General features: G+C 52.9%; 15 protein-coding genes. 13 read left to right on the top strand and 2 right to left on the bottom strand.

Going from position 1 to position 20,328, the window contains the following annotated elements; genetic code table 11:
- Together HY913_12850 and HY913_12845 are read left to right on the top strand one after the other, a co-directional pair.
- Window positions 1-1,725: hypothetical protein (locus HY913_12850; GenBank protein MBI4964161.1), on the top strand; the 1,725-nt coding region annotated here is incomplete at its 5' end.
- A gap of 393 nt (window positions 1,726-2,118) precedes the next feature.
- On the top strand, window positions 2,119-2,574 hold the full coding sequence (locus HY913_12845; protein ID MBI4964160.1) for a transposase: 456 nt from the start codon (window positions 2,119-2,121) through the stop codon (window positions 2,572-2,574).
- 113 nt (window positions 2,575-2,687) lie between these two features.
- Here the strand turns inward: HY913_12845 and HY913_12840 are convergent, their stop codons facing one another.
- On the bottom strand, window positions 2,688-4,646 hold the full coding sequence (locus tag HY913_12840) for an ATP-dependent helicase (GenBank protein MBI4964159.1): 1,959 nt from the start codon (window positions 4,644-4,646) through the stop codon (window positions 2,688-2,690).
- Between the two features lie 141 nt (window positions 4,647-4,787).
- Here HY913_12840 and HY913_12835 point away from each other — a divergent pair, with 141 nt between their 5' ends.
- From HY913_12835 to HY913_12805, 7 genes are all read left to right on the top strand, one after another.
- On the top strand, window positions 4,788-5,585 hold the full coding sequence (locus tag HY913_12835) for a DUF2225 domain-containing protein (GenBank protein MBI4964158.1): 798 nt from the start codon (window positions 4,788-4,790) through the stop codon (window positions 5,583-5,585).
- Window positions 5,586-6,172: 587 nt separating this feature from the next.
- The gene (locus tag HY913_12830; GenBank protein MBI4964157.1) at window positions 6,173-7,477 is read left to right on the top strand and encodes an ABC transporter substrate-binding protein; all 1,305 of its coding nucleotides are present in this window, start codon (window positions 6,173-6,175) and stop codon (window positions 7,475-7,477) included.
- Window positions 7,478-7,881: 404 nt separating this feature from the next.
- Window positions 7,882-9,615: a glutaconyl-CoA decarboxylase subunit alpha gene (locus HY913_12825; GenBank protein MBI4964156.1), complete on the top strand. Its 1,734-nt coding sequence runs from the start codon at window positions 7,882-7,884 to the stop codon at window positions 9,613-9,615.
- Between the two features lie 273 nt (window positions 9,616-9,888).
- A complete protein-coding gene (locus tag HY913_12820; GenBank protein MBI4964155.1) occupies window positions 9,889-10,392 on the top strand; it encodes a rubrerythrin family protein in 504 nt (167 codons plus the stop codon).
- A gap of 195 nt (window positions 10,393-10,587) precedes the next feature.
- The gene (locus tag HY913_12815) at window positions 10,588-11,772 is read left to right on the top strand and encodes a citrate (Si)-synthase (GenBank protein MBI4964154.1); all 1,185 of its coding nucleotides are present in this window, start codon (window positions 10,588-10,590) and stop codon (window positions 11,770-11,772) included.
- A gap of 44 nt (window positions 11,773-11,816) precedes the next feature.
- Window positions 11,817-13,538: a succinate dehydrogenase flavoprotein subunit gene (locus HY913_12810; protein MBI4964153.1), complete on the top strand. Its 1,722-nt coding sequence runs from the start codon at window positions 11,817-11,819 to the stop codon at window positions 13,536-13,538.
- Window positions 13,538-14,236, top strand: a complete 699-nt coding sequence (locus HY913_12805; GenBank protein ID MBI4964152.1) for a succinate dehydrogenase iron-sulfur subunit — start codon at window positions 13,538-13,540, stop codon at window positions 14,234-14,236. Before HY913_12810 ends, HY913_12805 begins: the two co-directional genes overlap by 1 nt.
- Window positions 14,237-14,238: 2 nt before the next feature.
- Here the strand turns inward: HY913_12805 and HY913_12800 are convergent, their stop codons facing one another.
- On the bottom strand, window positions 14,239-14,685 hold the full coding sequence (locus HY913_12800; GenBank protein MBI4964151.1) for a thioesterase family protein: 447 nt from the start codon (window positions 14,683-14,685) through the stop codon (window positions 14,239-14,241).
- A 116-nt stretch (window positions 14,686-14,801) separates the two neighbouring features.
- Between HY913_12800 and HY913_12795 the strand changes: the two genes are divergently transcribed.
- The 4 genes from HY913_12795 (at window position 14,802) to HY913_12780 (ending at window position 20,299) form a co-directional block, all read left to right on the top strand.
- A complete protein-coding gene (locus HY913_12795; GenBank protein MBI4964150.1) occupies window positions 14,802-15,704 on the top strand; it encodes a LysR family transcriptional regulator in 903 nt (300 codons plus the stop codon).
- 132 nt (window positions 15,705-15,836) lie between these two features.
- Window positions 15,837-16,160, top strand: a complete 324-nt coding sequence (locus tag HY913_12790; protein ID MBI4964149.1) for a hypothetical protein — start codon at window positions 15,837-15,839, stop codon at window positions 16,158-16,160.
- Complete coding sequence (locus HY913_12785; GenBank protein ID MBI4964148.1) at window positions 16,160-16,609, top strand: hypothetical protein; 450 nt, start codon at window positions 16,160-16,162, stop codon at window positions 16,607-16,609. Before HY913_12790 ends, HY913_12785 begins: the two co-directional genes overlap by 1 nt.
- Window positions 16,610-16,819: 210 nt before the next feature.
- Complete coding sequence (locus tag HY913_12780; GenBank protein MBI4964147.1) at window positions 16,820-20,299, top strand: tetratricopeptide repeat protein; 3,480 nt, start codon at window positions 16,820-16,822, stop codon at window positions 20,297-20,299.
- Window positions 20,300-20,328 lie beyond the last annotated feature (29 nt).

The following is a 20,328-nucleotide window of genomic DNA, read 5'->3' as shown; positions in this document are numbered from 1 at the left end:
TCACTCCGGGATATGGAGATCATACAGCGGACAAACGATACTTGTCATCTGGCGAAAGACCTGGATCGCGTGGCCATTCCTTCGACGATCCAGGACGTGATCATGGCTAGGGTGGATTCGTTACCGGCCCCTGCCAAGGAGTTACTTCAGGCTGGTTCGGCCATAGAGAGGGAATTCAGTTACGAGTTGATAAAAGCAGTTACGGAATTGCCGGAGCAAGAATTGCTCTCCCATCTCTCCGTTCTCAAGGACGCGGAACTCCTCTATGAGCGAGGCATTTTTCCCCATTCGACCTTTGTTTTCAAACATGCGCTCACCCGTGAAGTAGTCTACGACTCGATATTGGCCAAACGACAGAAACTGCTCCATGAGAAGATAGGCAGAGCCATTGAGGACCTCTACGGGGACAATGTCGGTGATCATTACGGAGTCTTGTTAGAGCATTTTCTAACCAGTGAGGTGCATGAGAAGGCTGCCAAATACGCCAGATTGGCAAGTAAGAAGGCCGAAAAGACGGCTTCACTCAATGATGCGATTCTCTTTGCCGAAAAGGGGATAGCATGCCTTGAAAGGTTACCTCCCAGTGATGAAGTGGAAAAAAAGATCATAGATGCTCGAACCGTTCTCGGCCTCTATCTGCTGCAAATGGGAAATCTGCACAAAGCCAAAGAGGCAGTAGATCCCATACTGGAGGCTGCAGCGCGCAGAGGCTACACGAGAAGATTGTCCCAGATTTACACGGTAACAGGAACCTTCAACTATTGGGTAAAAGAAGATTTTTCAACAGCGCTTGAACATCTGAACCATGGTCTTCGGCTCGGGATCCAGCTGGGTGACATGGTTTCCGTGGCGTTGGCAAGTTACTACCTAGCGGTAGCATTAGCCATGGATTGCCGTTTTCACGAGGCATCCGCTCATCTGGAGCAATCGCTCAAGATCAACATGGCAGCAAACAATCTCTGGGGTGTGGCAAACATGAAGAGTAACCAGAGCCTGTTGCAGTCCTGGCATGGGCTAATTGAGCTGAGCCATAGAACGGGCAAGGAGGCAGTAAACCTGGCCGAGCAGAGTGCCGATATATATTCAAAAATAGTGGCACATGCTTGCCATGGTCTTTCTTACTATTATCAGGGCCATCCTGAAGAAGCCATACACTGCTTTTTGGAGGGCCTAGCTCTCGGTGAAATGAACACCCATTCTACTGTTATTGCCATGATCCACTTTGCTCTGGCCGAGTCTTACCTTGAGATGGGAGACTACGAAGCCGCCCAGACCCACGCCCGGCGGTCCTTTGACCTTCTTGACAGAATGGGATTACTTCCCTCGTGGGCGAACCTGGCCAGGATCGCTCTGGAAAAGACACGGGTTTTAAGCGGTGAGAAAAACGTAGAGCTGGAGCGATTCCGTCATTATGTGCAAAATAACCGGGTAAAATTGTACCAAGGTGACATCCAAAGATACCTCGCCGAAATTCTTCTGATCGTTGATGATCAACACCTTGAGGAAGCCCAGCATTGGATCGAAGAGGCTATCGAAGCCGACCGCCGCAACCAGGTGATGTTCCATCTGGGTAGGGACTATGCCGTGTACGCCGAGCTTTTCGGACGAAAAGGCGACAAGGAAAAAGCCAAAGAGCAACTGGGCAGAGCGATAGACATTTACAAAGAATGCGGCGCAGACGGATGGGTGACGAGGGCTGAAGAAGAGCTGGCAAAGCTTTCTTAGGAATCGGCCTATTCACTCCAAGAGCGCAGAACGGATCGGGGCACGGCACGTGATCCCCGGTAGGACCGGCATCATGCCGGTCATTTCGAGCACCTAGCCGATCGTGGACTCCGAGAAAAGTCCGCAGGCCGCATGCAGGACGACCGGCAGAATGCCGGTCCTACCAAGGAAATGAAGGCTCCACAGGCAGCCTGCTGCTCTAACATTTGGATGCACGCGGAGCCGCGGGAACCAACGGTTGGTTGTTTGACATGAATCGCCGGGCGCTCAAACCGGTAGGACCGGCATTCTGCCGGTCATTTCAGGCACCTAGTCAGTCGCCGGCTGCGAGACACATCCACAGTCCCTGCATGCACGAGGACCGGCAGAATGCCGGTCCTACCAGGACTTGAGATGAATACACCGGAGCTTACGATTTACCGGAGAAAACTACCCCATTGGCGAATCCAGGGGGCAATATATTTCGTCACATGGCGCCTTGCGAAGCATCAACTGGTTCTCACACCCGAGGAGCGAACTGATGTGGAGACGTCGCTCAAATACTTCGAAGGTCAGCGATATGAACTCCCCGCATATGTGGTGATGGACGATCACACGCATGTGCTGGTAGTTCCTCTAGAGGGCTTTGGGCTTCAAAAGATCGTTCATTCGTGGAAAACGTTCTCTGCCAGGCGCTTGACAAAGAACTGGGGAAGGACAAGCCCCGTCTGGCAGCATGAGTACTTCGATAGGATTGTGAGAGATGAGAAAGAATTGATCGAAAAGGCGCAATACATTCTGAATAACCCATTGAAAAGATGGCCTTCTATTCAAGAATACCCCTGGGTGGGTTTTGGTTCCTGCCTCTGAACGACCGGCGTCTTGTCGGTCACACACTCCAGGACAGATCCACCGTCCGATCGCAACAGGACCGGCAGAATGCCGGTCCTACCAAAGCGTGTGAACCAAAGCATCAATGGGCCTTATTGCGCCGGACTGTAGGATCGGAAATATTCCGGAGGGACCTCCTCAAGAAATCGAGACATCTTCACCGGGACTGCGCCAAGCCGGCGGTCCATAAAAGTCAGCGGAGCAATGACCACCAGGTTTCGCTTGGCACGTGTGGCAGCTACATAAATCAAGCGCCGTTCCTCCTCCAGGTCCTCGTCGGAATCAAGGGACATGGGCGACGGGATACGTCCCTCGGCAGCCCAAATAAGAATAACAGTATGCCACTCCAGACCTTTCGCGGAATGAATGGTTGAGAGGACCAGACTAGTGTTCGCTTCCTGGATGCCGCTGCCCTCCTCATCGGGAGGCTCAAGTGCCATGTCGTTGAGAAAGCGGTTCAGGCTGCGGTACGGGACGGTCAAATCGGCCAGGTGCTCCAAGTCACGCATCCTCTTGGGATAATTGTCGTACTTTTCCCTGAGGAAAGGGAAATAGTAGCGGTTGATCTGGTCCACTTTTTCCGAAATTGGCGCTTGTTTACCCTTCAGCTCATGAATCAGCTCAATCAGTTCCTTGAAAGATACCCCGTATTTGGAGTCCTTCGCCGCGAGTTTTAGCGGATCTGCGGGGATGCCGTCCTGGACGATACTACCTGCCAGCTTGATAGAGGTTTTCATGCCGATGCCGGGCAGGAGTTTCAGGATTCGAATCCAACTCAAGCGATCCGCAGGATTGCTCAGGACCTTGAGATGAGCCAGCACATCCTTTATGTGCTGACTTTCCAGGAACTTGAACCCGCCATATTTCACAAATGGTATATTGTTCCGGGCCAGTTCGCCTTCAAGATCGAAGGAATGAAACCCGGCCCTGAAAAGCACAGCAACCTCGTTCAGAGGCACGTCGTGTTCATATAATTCGCGCACGCACTTGATCGCGAACCGACTCTGCTCTCGTTCGGAAAGGGGCCGGACCGCCAGAGGAAGCGAGCCGCCGACTCGACGAGTAAAAAGCCTTTTCGGGTATCCGATGGTCGCTCGTTCTATTATATTGTTCGTTACTGCCAGAATAGGCGCGGTACTCCTGTAATTCTCTTCGAGTTTGATGATCCGGGTGCCTGGAAAAATCTTCGGGAATTCCATGATGTTGGCGAAATCAGCTCCCCTGAAGGAGTAGATGCTCTGAGAATCATCGCCCACCACCATCACATTGTCATGAGCGGTAGCCAGTAGGCGGACGATCCTGGCCTGAAGTTTGTTCGTATCCTGGTATTCGTCCACAAGGATGTATTGCCACCGTTTAGAGACCTCATCGCGGACGTGATCGAACTCCTCGAGCAGTCTGATGGTGTTGACGAGGAGGTCATCATAATCCATCAGGTTGTTTTCCCGTTTGTGTTGCTCGTACTCTCGTCGAATGCGGTCTATTTCCGAGGCGTATTCTGCAAAATGGGGATAGCGAGCAGCTAAGACATCCGGAATGCCCTCGGAGCAACTCACCGCTCTCCCAATCACCTCGGCTATGGTTCGCGCCTTGGGGAATCGTTTCAAATCCACTGCCAGGCCAACGCTCTTCTTGATGTGGTCCAAAGCCTCGAACGTGTCGCTCTGATCCATTATGGAGAAGCCGGAATTGAAGCCCAACAGCGGCGCGTACTGGCGTAGCAGCAGGTTTCCGGTCGAGTGAAAAGTCCCTCCCGAGACCCTCGAAACCCTGCCGTCCAGAAGCTGAGACGCTCGGGAGAGCATCTCCTCGGCCGCCTTGCGTGTGAAGGTTAGGAGCAGAATAGCGGAGGGATCCACTCCGTGCTCCACCAGCCATGCGACGCGGTAGACTATGGTCCTGGTCTTTCCGGAGCCGGCTCCGGCTATCACCAGGATGGGGCCGCTCGGAATGGAAACAGCCTCCAGTTGTTCCGGATTCAAATCATTCGAGTAGTCGATAAGAGTTGAAGGGACCGTTGACATGGCAAACTCACCATTAAAGTTAATCATTTTCGGCTTCTCTTGGAAAGAAGAAAAGCAGCCTCTGAAGAAAACCCTGGCCAAAAGCTGTCCTTTATGATATGTTAGCTCTGTCGCAGTATTAGGGGGAGGAAGCGAACAAATGAATGAGTTTCCTTTCAGGAGGATTGTGTGACCAGTTCAGCAGTGGCTCTTGCTTGTCCCCTTTGTTACAATCATTTTTCCCATAGCCGCACCGCGGAAGTCAGGAAAGGAAGCGTCTTCGGCTTTGGACTGGATTTCCGGGCCATTCCCAGGGACTGCAACCTGTCCTCGGATATAGCAACCTGCCCCGATTGTTTGTTCACCGCCCGCGTAGCAGACTATGAGAAGCGAGTTCCCGGCCAAATCAGAGACCTGATCCGCTCGGAAGACTATATAGAGATTTTCAAATCCTGCAACGAGGAGGATCACTCAGCGAAAAGTTGGGTAGCTTTGGTTTCCGTGCTTCACGCTAGAGGCCTCAATCCGCGCGACTTGGCAATCATGTGCCTGAAAGGTTCTTGGGCGGCACGCGAACTGGGTTGTCTGGACGTGGAAGATGAGATGCTGATTCTGGCTGACAAATATCTGGATGACGCTCTCCGCCGCGGACTCACCAAAGGTGACCCGGGCATGGTAATGTACTTGTTGGGTGAAATAAATAGACGCAGACGCCAGTTTCTTCGCGGCCGCGAGATGCTGACATTCCTTGGCAACAACCCGCGTTATAGATATCCGGCTCTGTTGTTAACCGTCCTGATCGAAGAGGAAGATTCCACCGCCTATTGGTCCCTCCATTCCCCGGACCAGATGGAGCAGCAATCCCCGCGCTTTAAGGGGCTGTTTCCCCCGCTCCGGAGCATTCCGACCAGAAAGACCGAATTCACTCCCGATGAACTCCGAGAACAAACCGAGCAACCGGACGAGGATGACCGAAAGCGTTTCTAGCTGTTGGTGTCTAGAGATACAGAGATATATACCACTTGCCACAATTCTTGACCGTTTGTACAACCCGAACTCCTAAAAAACCAGTAGGGACCAGAGCCTGCCCCGGACCGCGATCCGGGGTCCCTGTCACGCCAGGGGCGTGATTGATTTATATTGGCAAAATGTGCCGGCACGGAGGCCGGAACCTACTACTTTCCCGGAACCGCCTTGCGCAATCGGACATTATTTTTGGCACTTGCTATAGACTGATAATCTGTCGGATGCCGGTCCTTTCAGTTTTTCCGCGTCAGTTGGGGCTTCACCATTATCCGCTTTACCTGCCGGTCCTACTTTGGTTTCTCACCTGACGGCCATGGCTTTCCCCGCGTAACTGAGGGGTTACCTCAGTTTCGCAGAAATGTGTTGACAGTAATTTCTGCGCGGCGATATATTTTCAGCGTAAATCCCTAGCGCACATTGACGTTGTCCACTATTGCGCGGCTGTGCTCCTATGCAGCCCAGGCCCGACAAGGTACTCAACCGATTGAGAATGAAGGGTTATGTCCTACACGGAATCTTCCTTTCCGTAAACCAGAAGGAGGCCGGACATGAGAAGGATCGAGGTTGTGCTTGCAGTGATTTGCATTACGCTATTTGCTGCAGGCGGTTCCCTGTGTGCGGACCAAAAGGAGTTCAGGATCGGAGTGTTGAACTCACTGACCGGTACGTTTGCCGCTGCCGGCGCTCTGGCGACACATCGCGGAACCATGGTGGCGATCGACATGATCAACGAGCGGGGGGGCGTAGCCGGACAATATAAGGTAGTCCCGGTAGTGGCCGACGCCCAGAGCAACCCGGACGTTGCCGTCAAGGAAGCTGAGCGTTTGTGGACCGTGGAAAACGTGCCGGTGGTCGTGGGCGTGTTCTCCAGCGTCCTCGGCGTCCCCCTGGCTCCTGTGGCAGAAAAGCACAAGAAGGTTTTCCTGGTGAGCATAGCCAATTCGGACAAAGTGCTGCAAGGCCGTCACCTGAAGTACGTTTTCCGCATGCACCCCATGGGCTCACAATGGGGTCAGGGCAGTGTGGAGGCCATCCGAGAGAATTGCGCCAAATTCGGTTACGCTGATCCCAAAGATATCAGAGTGGCTGTGATCCGCGAAGACGGTCCGTTCGGCGCTACGAGTTCAGCCGCCTCCCTTGCACTCCTGAAGAAGTACGGCATGCAGGTAGTCTTGGACGAGGCTTATTCGGTTAAATCACAAGACCTGTCACCACTAATTGTAAGGCTCAAGGCGGCCAATCCTGACGCCATTTTGCATACCGGCTATTTCCCCGACGTGGTGCTTTTCTTACGGCAGGCCAAGGAGTTGGGTTTGAAGACCAAGGCTATCTTCGGGCATGGCGCCGGACATGCCAACTTTCTTTTGTTGCGCAAGACGGTTGATCCTTCGATGGTTCTCTACCTGTTCAACCTTAATCCTGCCCCTGCACAGACCCTTGACGTCCAGAAGCTTGCTCCGGGGCAAGGCGATCTGATCAAGGAGTTCCTTGAACGGTACAGGAAGGATTACAGTGAGCCGAACCCTCCGAGCCAGGCCACTGGAGGCTTCAGCTACACCTGGATTCTGCTCAACGAAGTGGCGCCTCTGGCCCTGAAAAAGTATGGAGACTTGGGGCCCGAATCCATCCGCAAAGCCTTTGCTGAAATCGATATCCCTGACGGAGCCACCCCCTGTGGTTTTGGCGTGAAGTTCGCACCTCCGGAAGACGAGTTCGCAGGCCAAAACATCCGTTCGTACCCCGTGGTGACTCAGTTTACCAAAGGGAAGCTGGCTATAGTTTGGCCCAAGAGTGTGAAGATCGCGGAACCCATAATCCCGATGCCGGAAGACAGCCCGTATTCTACCAAGTGATGGACTTGTTGGTGGGGTGGCCTTAAGCCGCCCCACCAACAAGTGCAAGATGTGAGGAAACCGCTGTGGTACGCACGTCAAGTTAGGCTCCAGGAGCAACGCAACCCGAATTGACCGCGTTGCTCGGGAAGTGGCTTGGCCGCCCGGCAGCATTCTCGCCGGAAAACCGAATTCTCTCCGGATGAACTCAAGGAATCATCCGAGCGCCTCACGGAAGATGACAAGAAGAGTTTTCGAGCCCCGTACAGAGAGGCACCAAAACGGATTGCCTCCCCGCGGGCTAGTCAGTAGTTCAGCATGACGAACCGGTATCAACATAGTCGTGCTTGAAATCGTGACCACAAATTGATATTCTGCCTTGCCTTGACATCCACGCTCAACGCGAATCCGACGGAGGAATTGGGATGAGACCGTACTTCGAAAAGATGACGGAGATCGGTAAGCCGCTTAGTGCATCCAAGATCAAAGACACAGAGGCAAACGTCGCTCAGATACAGGAAGTGGAACGCCAAATTGAGGAAGCCGTTGAAACGGTTAAGTCCGCAGGCCTGACGACTGAGCAGATAAACAAACGTGGTCAATGGACGATATGGCAGCGGCTTGAATATCTTGTAGATCCTGGAACATGGTGCCCTCTCCACACCATTTACAACCCGGCGAACAACGACGAGGGCGGCACCAGCGTTGTGGATGGGCTGGGAAAAATCAACGGCCGCTGGGCAGTTATCGTAGGATTCGATAACAAAGTGCTCGCAGGTGCGTGGGTCGCGGGACAATCTGAAAACGTCCTCCGGGTGACGGATCTGGCTAAAAGGCTTCGCATCCCACTGATATGGCTGGTCAATTGCTCCGGAGTCAAGCTTACGGAACAACAGGAAGTATATCCGGACAGGAGGGGTGGCGGCACAACTTTTTTCCGGCACGCCGAGTTGGAGAAGCTGGGAATCCCGGTCCTTGCCGGGATTTACGGCACGAACCCTGCCGGTGGGGGCTACCATGGAATAAGCCCTACCATTCTCCTGGCGCACAAGGACTGCAATATAGCCGTCGGAGGCGGGGGGATCGTGAGCGGCATGAGCCCCAAAGGTTCTTTTGACGAGGAAGGCGCTGAAACCCTTATAGAAGCTACTCGTCACTTCAAGGAAGTGCCGCCGGGAAGCGTCGGGGTCCACTATGACTCTACAGGCTTTTTCAAGGCCGTCTTTGAGACGGAGGAAGCGGTTCTGGATGCTCTGAAAGACTACATGACCGCAATCCCGGCCTATAACCCCAAATTCTTCCGTGTGGCTGAGCCTGCTGAGCCCAAATTCCGCGGGGAAGATTTGAATCACATTGTCCCCATGAATCAGAAGGCAGTCTACGGCTTCGACGAAGTCCTGGCACGGGTGACCGACAACAGCGAGCATATGGAATTCAGACCTGAATACGGCCCGGAAGTGTACACCGGCCTCGTGAAGCTGGACGGCTTTGTCGCTGGAATTATCGGCAACAAACAAGGTTTTCTGGGCATGAATTATCCCGAGTACGCGCCTTACCCCGGCATAGGAGGCAAACTCTACAGGCAGGGCCTGATAAAGATGAACGAGTTTGTAACCCTGTGCGGTCGCGATCGAGTACCCATAATCTGGTTCCAGGACACGTCAGGAATTGACGTGGGCGACATAGCTGAAAAAGCGGAACTGCTGGGCCTTGGACAGTCCTTAATTTATTCCATCGAGCAGACCAACGTGCCGATGATGCTTGTCGTTCTTCGTAAAGGGACGGCTGCAGCACACTACATCATGGGCGGTCCCACGGCCAATAACCACACGGCTTTCACTCTGGGCACACCAACGACGGAAATCTACGTGATGCACGGGGAAACTGCCGCAGCAGCGTCTTTCGCCAGGCGGTTGGTAAAGGAGAAGGATGGCGGCAGGCCGTTGCAGCCGGTGGTAGACAAAATGAATGCCCTGGCGCGGGAGTACTACGATAATTCACGCCCAATTTATTGCGCAAAGAGAGGTTTTGTGGACGAGGTAGTCTCTTTCACGCAAATGCGAAAATATATGACCGCGTTTGTTGGCTGCGCGTACCAGAATCCGGATTCTATTTGCCCTCAGCATCAAATGATGATTCCCAGAATTATTAAGGGATAAGTTCCAAGAATCGAAAACCTGCCCAAGGTGAGGATTCTTTTCTGACCGGCTCCTTGGGTTGGTTTTCGAAAAGACTTCAGTGCAACAAATATCAATCTTTTGTGCCCCATGTTATTATGGCAATAGTTACTCGGGTGACGCAGCCGCGATTTCTTATTGTGGCTTCAACCTATTGTTTATATGGCAACTTTATTGAGCCTGGATTCCGAGTTTTTCGAGCAAATGACTTGAGCGACACAATTTCTTTATTTTGAACCACGAGGGGAGGAAACAATGAGCCAAACGGAACAGAACTTACTGGCAGCTTTTGCAGGAGAGTCACAAGCCAACCGAAAGTATTTGGCCTTTGCCAAAAAGGCGGAAGAAGAAGGTCACAAGGGCGCGGCCAAACTCTTTCGAGCCGCGGCAGCTGCCGAGACGATTCACGCTCATAACCACCTGGATGTGCTCAAGGGGGTCAAATCCACCCTGGAAAACCTCAAGGAAGCATTCGGCGGGGAACATCACGAATTCACGGAAATGTACCCCGCGTTCTTAGCTGTGGCCAAAGAGGAAAAAAGCGGAAAAGCGGTGGCATCTTTTCACTGGGCCAATGAAGTGGAAAAAGTCCACGGAGCGCTGTACGAAGAAGCGATAAACACCGTTGAAGGCGGTGGAAAGGTCCCGGAAAAGGATTATTATATTTGTAGCAAGTGCGGCTACACAATTGGTGATGCAGCCCCGGACAAATGCCCTGTTTGCGGCGGGAAGAAAGATGAATTTTTCCAGGCTGAATGAGAAATTTCAGAGGAAAATAGTTCAGCGAATACTTGGCGTGAGGATTGCGGACTTGTGCAATGCCAAGGTCGTGTCTCCACTGAGGCTTGGCAATCTTGAAGCGGCCTTGGACTCCTATTTTGCGAATTTTAGTAACAGATACGGCGCGCTGGGAACGGTATGCCTTACATCCTTATTTCTTGCTGAGAGGGCAAAATGCAACAGACGGTCTCTGTCAAGAACATCGGTTTAAGAGGGGTCGCTGTAGCTGATACCAAGGTCAGCTTCATCGACGGGCAGAAAGGCGTCCTGATTTACCGCGGGTATCGCATCGAAGAACTCGCGGAGCGATCCACCTTTATGGAGACGGCCTATCTGGTCCTTAACGGCCGTTTACCGACTACACCGGAGCTTCAGGAGTTCGAGGCCCAAGTCGTCGAAGGCAGGGACCTGCCTAATTATATCTACTCTTGCTTAAAGGCATTGCCCAAGAAGTCCGACCCAATGGACGTGCTTCAGGCAGCAGCGCCACTGCTCGGAATGGCGGACCCGGACCTGGGCGGAAGGACAAGAGAAGCCAATGTGCGGATGGCCATCAGACTGATCGCCCGACTGCCTGTCGTAACGGCGGCCTGGCATCGAATAAGAAATGGGCAGGAGCCGCTGCCCTCAGATAGCAAGCTTTCGCACGCAGCCAATTTTCTCTGGCTCCTCAAAGGCGAGAAGCCGGATGACGCAACCGCTCACGATCTCGATGTGTGCTTGATCCTCCACGCGGATCATACCTTTAATGCGTCGACCTTCGCGTGCAGAGAAGTAACCTCGACGCGAGCGCACATGTACGCCGCTGTCGCGGCAGGAATAGGGGCATTGTCCGGAAGTCTGCACGGCGGAGCAAACGCTCGGGTTATGGCCATGTTGCTCGAACTGGAAGCTGTTGACGATCTCCCCAAATGGGTGAAGGACCGAATTGATCGCGGGGAGAGAATAATGGGTATGGGACACGCAGTGTATAAGACCATGGACCCGCGAGCAAGGTATCTGAAGGACATGGCGTCCCGGCTGGGTAAGAGCAAAGGCATGGAGAAACTGGACCGGCTCTCGAAACAGCTCGAACAGAATGCTGTTGAAGAGTTCGACCGCCGGGGCAAGAGTGAAATAAGGCCCAACGTAGACTTCTACAGCGCGCCTGTCTATCACATGATGGGAATTCCCCGCGATCTGTTCACCCCCATCTTTGCCATTTCCAGAATTGCAGGCTGGTGCAGCCACGTGATCGAAGAGAAGTTCGCCGAAGCCCAGGACAAACCTATGCTTTACAGGCCCCAGGCCGAGTACGTGGGCCAATACTGCGGTCTCATGGGTTGCGAGTATGAGCCAGCAGAAGCCAGAACAGAGTAAGTGGCGATCCCGGACGGCCAGCCTTTCATACGGGCCAAGGAAACATGGAATTAAAACATGATGTTGTGATAGTGGGTGCAGGCCTGGCAGGCCTTCGGGCTGCACTCGAAGTGGGCGATGCGGCCGATGTGGGACTCATTAGCAAGGTCTTTCCCACCAGGTCCCATTCAGGGGCGGCCCAGGGAGGCATCGGGGCAGCTCTGGGAAATGAGGAACCTGATTCGTGGGAATGGCACATGTACGACACGGTCAAAGGGAGCGACTATCTTGCCGATCAGGACGCGGTCGAGATTTTGGCCAAAGACGCCATACGGGCTGTGTACGAACTGGAACACATGGGTGTCCCTTTTAATCGGACTCCCGAGGGCAAGATAGCTCAAAGGGCTTTTGGCGGCCATACAAAGAACTTCGGGGAAGCGGCTATAAAACGGGCCTGCCACGCCGCGGACAGAACCGGTCGGGTTATACTCGATACGCTTTTCGGTGAGGCCGTCCGAAGGGGGATAAAGGTATATTCGGAGTTCCAGTTGCTTGACCTCGTGATGGAGGCCAATCAGGTAGCCGGGATCGTCGTGTACGAACTTTCCAGCGGGCAGGTACGCACTATAAAGGCAAAATGCGTCTTGCTGGCTACGGGCGGGTTCGGAAAGGTCTACAAAACTACCTCCAACTGTTTCGCCAACACCGGCGACGGTGTTTATTATGCTTATCGGGCCGGGATTCCTCTGGAGGATATGGAGTTCGTTCAGTTTCACCCCACGGGCATCTACGGTCTTGGTGTGCTTATCACCGAGGCGGCGAGAGGGGAGGGCGGCATCCTCCGGAACGCTGAGGGCCGGCGGTTCATGGAAGAAGTCGCGCCCACCATCAAGGACCTTGCCCCGCGGGATATGGTATCGAGAGCTATGATGACGGAGATTCGCGAGGGCCGCGGGATCGACCGTCGCGATTTTGTGCATCTCGATCTTACTCACATCGGCAAGGATCGATTGGCCGAAAAGCTGTCCGACATTTCGTCCTTTGCCAAGATTTATCTCGGCATCGATGTGTCCACCGAGCCTATCCCGGTCAATCCAACCTGCCATTACATGATGGGTGGCATTCCAACCAACTCCGACGCCCAGGTTCTGAACGAACACGGCCAACCGGTTACAGGTCTTTATGCAGCAGGCGAATGCGCTTGCATATCTGTCCATGGGGCAAATCGGCTGGGCTGCAATTCACTGGTGGATCTGGTGGTCTTCGGCAGAAGGGCCGGCAAGAAAATTAATGAAGACCTGGGCGACATCGCTTGGTCCGGAGCTGCTTCACAAGCCGAAGATCGAGTGTTTGACGCAATTGCTCGAATCAAGGACCGCAAGAAAGGCGAAAGAACCGGCGACATTAGAGCAGCCGCGCAGCAGATCATGACGGATAAGTGCTCCGTGTTTCGGAAGGAAAAGGACCTGAAAGCCGCTCTCTCGGAATTGCGAGAACTGCAAGAACGATATCAGGAGGTATCAATAGATAATCTAGGCTCACGTTTCAATACGGACATCCTGGAGGCCCTGGAACTCGAATCACTGTTGGGTCTGGCCGAAGCCATACTCGTCTCCGCGATGGCCAGGAAAGAGAGCCGCGGTGCGCATTTTCGTGAAGATTATCCCGAAAGAGACGATAACAACTGGCTGAAACACACTTTGATTCAAAAAACCGAGGCAGAACCGAAGATCTTTCACAAACCAGTCACCATAACCCGTTTCCAACCCAAGGCGAGGACGTACTGATGGAAATGAAGCTGAAGGTCTTCCGGTTTGACCCCGAGGCGGACAAGAAGACTTATTATAGTAATTACACCGTCAAAGCCGAGCCCTGGGAACGGATTCTCGATTGCCTGAACCGTGTCAAATGGGAGCAGGATGGAACCCTCAGCTACCGCATGTCCTGTGCGCACGGGGTTTGCGGCTCGGATGCCGTAAAGATCAACGGCCGCTGCGCTTTAGCTTGCCAAAAATTAGTTAAAGACTACCACGGAGAAGAGGTGGTCATTGAGCCTCTACCGACTTTCAAGGTCCTCAAAGACCTGATTGTGGACTTGGACATTTTTTTTGAGAGAGTGGACTGGATTCGTCCCTACTTGATCGCCTCGGCCCCACCGGAGAAAGAGCGTATCCAGTCACCTGAGGACGCAAAGAAGATGGGCGAGTCCATCCGGTGCATCTTGTGTGCGTGCTGTGTCGGAGCCTGTCCTATCTCGAACGAAAATGAGAAGTACCTGGGGCCGGCTGCTATTGTCCAGGCTTTTCGGAGAATCTTCGACTCCAGGGACAAGGAGAAGGCGGAAAGGCTCAAGCAAATGGATTACCCTGACGGCGTCTGGGCATGCCTCAACCACTATGAATGCACGAGGGTCTGCCCCAAAGAAATCCCGGTAACCAAGGAAATAAATTTGATAAAGGCCGAAATCAAGAAAACCACGTCATAAACCTAACCGGTGTGAGCATCTTGTCTTGAGACGGCAGCGAGTTTCTGAGCTACTTTAGAGTTGAACTTTTCAGCGTCGATCACGAATCGTTCGTGGATTCCCTCAGAAATCCTGTCAACTCCGTCATCGACCTCAATATGAAAGATCAACTTGCGTCCCTCCACTCGTTCCAGTGTTCCCTCTATCGTAACGATCAGCCCTGGGGGAGTAGCTGCGGAATGAGTCAGGTTAACACCAATGCCCACAGTCTGTTCTTTCGGCCACTCGATATGAGGGTTAACCGCTCGAATGCAAGCCCACTCGATTAGTCCGACCATAAAGCCCGTCGCCAACACCTCCGGCATCAACTGAAATTCCGGCGATTCAGAGAGGAGGCGAGGCACTGTCATGTTCGCCGGAATCTTGAACCCGAACCGAAAGGCTAATCCCGGCCGTAATGAGTCCTTCATGGCGCACCCTCCGTGAGAAAAGATTTTTCCCAAGCTTTGCAGTTGCTCATAGGTGTGTTACTGTCATAAGTCAATCTAATAATTCTTATAATATAAATTAGAATGGCTTATTAGTTATGGAATGGCAACAAATTATCGGATTTTATCACGTAGCCCGGTTGGGCAACTTTACCAGAGCCGCGGAAGCTACCTTTAGAACCCAGTCCGCGCTGAGTCAGCAAATCAAGAGCTTGGAAAAAGAGCTGGATTGTCTGCTCTTCGAAAGAATAGGTAAGCGGAAACTGTGTCTCACCGCGGCCGGCGAAGAGTTCCTTCAATTCTCCGCGGCGGTCCTCGAAAAACATGAACTTTTCTTGGAGTCACTAAATGAGTTGAAGGGGCTCCAGAAAGGCCACTTAAAAATAGCAGCACCCTTCACGACTCTTTACCACGTGTTTCCATTCGTGCTGAAAGACTATGTCACTCGATTCCCACACGTTCAGTTGACCATACTCGACCGTCCACAAAAGAGCGTGATTGACCTTGTAAAGAGTGGCGACATTGATTTCGGGTTCGCTCTAGAGTCAGCGGTTCCTGAAAACTTCGCGGTATTTCGGTGGAGAGAGGTTGAGACAGTTCTGATGGCTCCAATGGGGCATCCATTGACCGAGGAGAAACACGTTACCCTAATGGCAATCGCGCAATATCCTCTCATATTGCCTCCGAAAGGATCAACGCAAATCAATCGCCCGGGATTGGAAGAACGGCTCGCAAAACTTGGCGTAGGCTATCATGTGGCCATGGAGTCCTCCAATGTCGAGCTGAGCGCCCTGTACGTTGAGATGGGGCTGGGGGTGTCCTTTGCAACAATGGTAAAGGACCTCCCTCTTTTGGGCCAAAGAAACCTCGAATTCATTTCATTGGCCCACTATTTTGAGGCCGATTACGTTGCCCTGGTCGCACGGAGGACCAAGAATCTCCCTTCGTACAAGAGCGCATTTATTAATATGGTTTTGAAGGGGCATAGCGGTATCTCATGAGAAGGGCCGACGAATTCTCGCCGAGAGAACTGAGGGATGACGGGCAGTAAAGTCACAATTTCCGGCTTGCAGTTGCTCCCCGCTTGTGGATAAGATAGCCATATCGACTGCGGCCAAACGGAGACGTGATCCATGGTTGTTTTGCTCTTCGACGTTCTTTCAGTAATAGGGGTCATTGCAGTGGCATACCTTGTATATAAAAAATTCTTTGCCTCCCCTCCCGCTGAAGACAAAACGAGACAGACCGCATACGAAGAAGGCTTCAGCGATGCCATCAGATACTTTGGGCTCAGGAAGCTCTATAAGGAAGATGCGGCCCTTGAACAGCGAATGAACTCGGTCTTTGGCGAGGCGGGAATCAATCACCGAATTGACGGCATCTTGGATCGAGTGCAAGACAAGCCTGCCGGCCCGCCATCTAAACCGAGAAGCAAAGAGAAGTCGGGCAAAGCCTAATGACACGCGACGCTGCAAAGCTCGAAGAAGCGGCATTGATCAGGTCTTGCTACAACGAAGCAATACACTCGGCATATCAGCTATACTGCGATACTGAAGAAATAGCGGCCAATGCCTTGCTGGAGGTTTGGCGGCTACAGAAGTTGAGTTCCGCGTCCTCTGAGGAGGAGCGTGACCGCCTAGACCGGATCGAGGAAAAGCAGGAGATCCTTGTTGCCACAAAACAAAACCTGCACTTCATCCTCGCCAAAATCCGCGATCTGGCTCGTGAACGAGATAAATTCATTTCAGATATTTACATGAGCCACGGAATAATTGATCTGGAGGAAAAACTCGCGGATCTCACCCCGTGGATCGAGGACCTGTCCACCGAAATCCGAGGTCGAGCCAATGCCGCCAGGTTGAATGCCAAGATCTCCTCGGAGATCGCCAGGGCCGTCAAGTTCTGACGGCAACGACGATTTGCCCAAAAGCCGCGCTAAGCCTCTTGTATTAACCTTAACCCACCGCTTGTATGCCACGGTCAGGAATTCCTATCCATGTGCGTTCAATCAAGTGCTTCTAGATTCTGAACAGCTCGATCGGTCACTCTAAGCGCAACCATTATTTGAATCCTTACTCCTCCAAGTGCATCAGGAGAATGAAGGAGGAGACTGTCTATGACAACAGTGGCCTCAGTTGCGACGGTGCTGGCGTTGGTTCTGGTGTTTGCGCCTGGCCAAGGATCCGGCAATGACAAGGAACAGGGGATTCGCCTTTTCAACGAAGGGCTCACATTGGAGGAAGTTGCCAAAGATCAAGGGGACCTTGAGCAGGCCGTGGATAAATATCAGAGAGCGCTTCAGATCTTCCGGAAGGCGGCCTTCCCGGAAGGGATCGGCGCTGCAAGCAACAACCTGTGCATTATTCACAAGAACTGGAGCAAATACGATCAGGCCGTTGAGTACTGCGAGCAGGCCCTTGCCACAGCCAAAGAGTTAAGAAACGTCGAGGGTGAAGCTCGTACCCTCAATAATCTGGGTTTGATCTATGCTGCCTGGCGTCGATACGACAAGGCCGTGGAATATTACGAACAGGCTCTGGCTATTAAGCGAGAACTCAAAGACATCAGTGGTGAGGCGACAACCCTTAACAACTTGGGTTTAATCTACCGGGATTGGGGCGAGTACGACAAGGCTGTCGAGTGTTATCAGAGATCGCTTAGCATCAGCCGGGAGATCAAGGACCTAAATGCCGAGAGCAATGCCCTCAACAACTTGGGACTAATCTACAAGGACTGGGGCCAATATGACAAGGCTGTGGACTACTTTCAACAATCCTTGTCTCTGAGCCGGAAACTCGAAGACATCAGAGGCGAGGGATTGACTCTCACAAACCTGGGCAACGTTTACAAGGATTGGCGCGAATACGACAAGGCCGTGGAGTCTTTCGAGAAATCTCTGCGCATCAGCAGGAGGATGAAGGACCCGAGCGCCGAGGGCAACGCTCTCAACAACCTGGGCAATGTCTATTCGGACAGAGGCGAATACGACAAGGCTGTCGAGTATTACGGAAACTCACTGACAATTAACAGAGAGATCAATGATCCCCAGGGCGAGAGAAATGCCCTGAACAACCTGGGCATTGTCTACAGCTACCGGGGTCAAGATGACAAGACCGCGGACTGTTACGAGAAGGTCTTGGCCATCAGCAGGGCCTTGAAAGACCCCAAAGGTGAGGGAATCGCCCTGAGTAACTTGGGCAATGTCCACAAGAGCCGGGGCTGGTACGGAAAAGCTGTAGAATATTACCGGCAAGCTCATGGCATCCAGACGAATCTTAAGGATCGTAAAAGTGAGGCGAACACGCTGAGCAACCTGGGTGTTGTCTATTATTTGTGGGGCCAGTACGACAAGGCCGTGGAGTATTACGAACGGTCGCTAGCTATAGCCATAGACCTTAAAGACCCAGGGGGCGAGGGAATAAGCCTTAATAATTTGGCCAATGTCTTCAAAAACTGGGGTCAGTACGACAAGGCTGTGGAGTATTACGAAAAGTCCCTCGCCATCAGGAAAGAAATCAAGGACCCTAGCGGTGAAGGACTGGCCCTCAGCAACTTGGGTGTTGTTTACGCGGACCGTGGACGGCATGACAAGGCACTGGAGACTCTGAACGAATCACTTCAAATCTATGAAAGAATAGGTGTCCCCACGCATTGGCAAAAATACCTGATCGGCGATCTGTACCTCGATATGGGCGATTTGGAGAAGGCCGAGACCTTTCTGCGCGAGGCAGGTTACAACCAAGGGCTGGGGAGACTGTATCTCACAAAGTCGGATTACAAGAGGGCAGGGGAATGTTACGAAACTGTTCGCCTGACTTCCGAGGACAACAGGAATGCCGACAACCTGTTCGCCTCGTACACCGGTCTGGGCCTGGCATTGGAAGGGATAGGCGACAACCCTGGAGCGGCGGAGCATTTTCAGAAGGCTATTCAACACATTGAAGAGATGCGTACGGCCTTGAGTCAGGCCGAACGGGCGGAATTCTACAATGTCCGGGTCTGGGGGTTTTGGAGAACCACGCCATACGATGGTCTTGCCAGAGTGTTGATTAAAATGAACCGACCTGTTGAAGCCTTGAAAACGTCCGAATACACCAAGGCCCGCGTCTTTGCCGAAGCATTATCGAAGAGAGGCCGAAATTCAGGCTCCGATCTTCCAAAAGAAGTGATGGAAAAAGATTCGTTGCTCAACGAGCAATTAGCCGCGGTCGCCAAGAGGCTCCAAGGCGCCTACGAGAAGCAAGAAAAGTCGGCTATCTCCCCCCTGGAGCAGGAAGTGAGCAACCTGAAGGACAGATTAGCAGAGCATGTTGCCATGCTTCGGAAAGACTACCCACTTTTTGCCGCAGCGAAATATCCTCAACCCATGGCCCTGGATGAGACCGGTCTAAGAGACGAGGAGTGGGTGCTTGCGTATCACGTAACCCACTCCGGCGTAATAGTATATGCGACCAAAGGAAAAGATCTGGTAAAAGCGCTTTTCAAGCCTATTCCACGAAAAGATCTGGACGACCTCGTCCTCGCGTTCAGAAAGCCTCTCGAAATCATTCCCGGACGGGGCAATTTTGACGACAAGCTCCAATCCTTTGATTTTGGCGCGGGGAAAAGTCTCTCCGACCTACTTTTGAGGGACGTGCTGGAGCTTCTGCCTCCACGCTCCCCGGTCATTATAGTGCCTGACGATTCCCTGGGGATGCTACCCTTTGAGGCGCTCATGTTGAACGATACGGGTGTTGTGAGGACCGACAAGGACCTGCCGTATGTATCAGGGGCCGAGTTCTTCGGTGACAGTAACATCGTTTCCTATTACCAATCCATTACCGCTCTCACCCTTAGCAGGGCCTCCTCGAAGACCACTGCACCACGTGAGGGCCTCCTTGCCCTAGCCGACCCGGTCTTTCAAGAGAAGGACGAGAGGGCGGCCGGTCATGCAAAGAAGGAATCTGCCCACGGAGTTCTGGAGTCCTTGTACAGACGCCTCATGGCCGGTGAGGAGAATGCACAGGCGGGTGGCTTGCGTTTCACTCGATTAACTCGGACCAAAGAGCTGGTCGAAGATTTAGCTGCGATGTACAAGCAGGATACCCGGGTCTACACGGGCTACGACGCAAGCAAGACGATCTTCCTGGAGAAGATTGGCCCTAAGCTGGACGGATACGACAAAGTAGTATTCGCAACCCACGGGTACTTCGGCAAGGACCTGCCCGGCATCATGGAACCCGTCCTGGTGCTCACCTTGGTTCCTCCCGGAACGGATGGATATTTGCGAATGACTGAAGTGATGGGACTGAACATGACGGCCGACATCGTGGTGCTCACGGCATGTCAGACGGGCCTCGGAAAACGAACCGCCGGGGAAGGCACTATGGGGATGGGAAGGGCCTTCCAGTATGCCGGTGCACGCAGTGTCTTGATGAGCCTGTGGTCGGTCTCCGAGGCGGCCTCGGTCAGCCTCATGAAGAATTTCTTCCGCAACTTGAAGGAGGGAAAGACCAAATCCGATGCGCTTGCGGCAGCTAGGGCCGAACTTCGCGCCCGCGGCTTCGATCATCCATTCTTTTGGGCCGGGTTTATATTGGCCGGGGAGCCCTCTTGACATTGCATACACCGGTTCGCATCGTGCTA

The sequence above is a fragment of the Desulfomonile tiedjei genome, assembly GCA_016212925.1.
Taxonomy (GTDB): domain Bacteria; phylum Desulfobacterota; class Desulfomonilia; order Desulfomonilales; family Desulfomonilaceae; genus JACRDF01.
The sequence above is the reverse complement of the archived record's forward strand: the minus strand, read 5'-3'. Positions and strand labels throughout refer to the sequence as shown.

Coding starts and splice junctions, on each gene's coding strand:
- HY913_12845 (MBI4964160.1), top strand. CDS start 2,119: ATGAATACACCGGAGCTTACGATTTACCGGAGAAAACTACCCCATTGG.
- HY913_12840 (MBI4964159.1), bottom strand. CDS start 4,646: ATGATTAACTTTAATGGTGAGTTTGCCATGTCAACGGTCCCTTCAACT.
- HY913_12830 (MBI4964157.1), top strand. CDS start 6,173: ATGAGAAGGATCGAGGTTGTGCTTGCAGTGATTTGCATTACGCTATTT.
- HY913_12825 (MBI4964156.1), top strand. CDS start 7,882: ATGAGACCGTACTTCGAAAAGATGACGGAGATCGGTAAGCCGCTTAGT.
- HY913_12820 (MBI4964155.1), top strand. CDS start 9,889: ATGAGCCAAACGGAACAGAACTTACTGGCAGCTTTTGCAGGAGAGTCA.
- HY913_12815 (MBI4964154.1), top strand. CDS start 10,588: ATGCAACAGACGGTCTCTGTCAAGAACATCGGTTTAAGAGGGGTCGCT.
- HY913_12810 (MBI4964153.1), top strand. CDS start 11,817: ATGGAATTAAAACATGATGTTGTGATAGTGGGTGCAGGCCTGGCAGGC.
- HY913_12805 (MBI4964152.1), top strand. CDS start 13,538: ATGGAAATGAAGCTGAAGGTCTTCCGGTTTGACCCCGAGGCGGACAAG.
- HY913_12800 (MBI4964151.1), bottom strand. CDS start 14,685: ATGAAGGACTCATTACGGCCGGGATTAGCCTTTCGGTTCGGGTTCAAG.
- HY913_12795 (MBI4964150.1), top strand. CDS start 14,802: ATGGAATGGCAACAAATTATCGGATTTTATCACGTAGCCCGGTTGGGC.
- HY913_12790 (MBI4964149.1), top strand. CDS start 15,837: ATGGTTGTTTTGCTCTTCGACGTTCTTTCAGTAATAGGGGTCATTGCA.
- HY913_12785 (MBI4964148.1), top strand. CDS start 16,160: ATGACACGCGACGCTGCAAAGCTCGAAGAAGCGGCATTGATCAGGTCT.
- HY913_12780 (MBI4964147.1), top strand. CDS start 16,820: ATGACAACAGTGGCCTCAGTTGCGACGGTGCTGGCGTTGGTTCTGGTG.